Raw genomic sequence first — 883 nt, 5'->3', positions numbered from 1 at the left:
CGCCCCGACCGGTCCACGGCACCCGCACGGCCGCATGGCGTTCAGCATGGGGTGCCCGTATATCGGTGCGGTGACGACGAAGTTGCCCGCCCGTCAACACCTCCGGCCGCGCCCGGTGCCGGGCGGTGCGTCAGGGCCGCGCCGGGCCGCCCCCCTCGGGCGACGGGCCGGGCCCCGGGCCGGCCCCGCCCGGCGCGGACCTGTCCGGATCGGCCCCGCCCGGCGCGGACCCGCCCGCGGCAGGCCGGCCGCGGGTCGTCGTGCCCGGGGCCTCCACGTGCGGTCCGGGCCTCCGCCCCGAGGTCTCCTGCCCCGGGGTCTCCCGCTCCTCCTCCGGCGGCACCACCCGCTTCTCCTCCGCGAAGTGGCACGCCGAGTCGTGCCGGGCGGGGCTGTCGACGAGCCGGAACTCCGCCGGGACGGCCAGCAGCGGCACCTCCAGGGCGCAACGCTCCTGAGCCTTCCAGCACCGGGTGCGGAAGCGGCAGCCGGAGGGGATATTGGCGGGCGAGGGGACGTCGCCGTGCAGGATGATGCGTTCCCGGTGGGCGCGGGCCTCCGGGTCCGGGACGGGGACGGCGGAGAGCAGCGCCTGGGTGTAGGGGTGGGTGGGGTGGTCGTAGATCTCCTCGTCGGAGCCGATCTCCACGATCCGGCCCAGATACATCACGCCGACCCGGTCGGAGATGTGCCGGACGATGGAGAGGTCGTGCGCGATGAAGACGAAGCTGAGGCTGAACTCCGCCTGGAGCCGGTCCAGCAGGTTGACGACCTGGGCCTGCACCGACACGTCGAGCGCGGAGACCGGCTCGTCGGCGACGATGATCTCGGGGTTGAGGGCGAGGCCGCGGGCGATGCCGATGCGCTGGCGCTGGCCGCCGGA

1 protein-coding gene is annotated in these 883 nt (G+C 75.4%); it reads right to left on the bottom strand.

The genetic code is table 11. The annotated features are described in order from the left end of the window. Positions 1-130: 130 nt before the first annotated feature. Positions 131-883, bottom strand: a 753-nt coding sequence (locus V9U70_RS27160) for an ABC transporter ATP-binding protein (RefSeq protein ID WP_336679471.1), incomplete at its 5' end; no start/stop codon positions are given.

Source organism: Streptomyces pratensis (genome assembly GCF_037137275.1).
GTDB lineage: Bacteria > Actinomycetota > Actinomycetes > Streptomycetales > Streptomycetaceae > Streptomyces > Streptomyces pratensis_B.
This window is presented reverse-complemented; position numbering and strand designations above follow the sequence as displayed.